At 49.8% G+C, this 311-nt stretch carries 1 protein-coding gene; it reads left to right on the top strand.

The window, feature by feature from the left end; genetic code table 11:
- Positions 1-144: 144 nt before the first annotated feature.
- Positions 145-311 (top strand): DUF4159 domain-containing protein (locus tag AB9F29_RS21910; protein ID WP_369757249.1); only part of this gene is annotated, 167 nt, incomplete at its 3' end.

Here is a 311-nt window from a genome sequence, read left to right as displayed (position 1 = left end):
ACGCGGACTTCAAGCACAATTGCGGTTTTTGCGACGCTCTTTTGTGTGCAGGGTATTGGGGCCGAAAGCTGGGCCCAGACAGCCTCTCAAACTTAACCACTAACCATTGATGAAAAGGCCTTTGCTGCGACAAGTGAAACGGTCATGGCTTATGTTATTACGGGCGACGAAGCTGTGGACGAGGTGTCACGTGCTGGCCTATGGGGACTTGGAAGGGTGCTTTTTCAACGCACATCTATCGAACCCGCTGATCCCATAGCTATTGATTTGGAAAAGGATGAATTGTCCTTCTATCCGATGATTTACTGGCC

The sequence above is a fragment of the Falsihalocynthiibacter sp. S25ZX9 genome (genome assembly GCF_041205405.1).
Taxonomy (GTDB): Bacteria; Pseudomonadota; Alphaproteobacteria; order Rhodobacterales; family Rhodobacteraceae; genus Falsihalocynthiibacter; species Falsihalocynthiibacter arcticus.
Note: the sequence above shows the minus strand (reverse complement) of the source record. Positions and strands in the feature narration are given on the sequence as shown.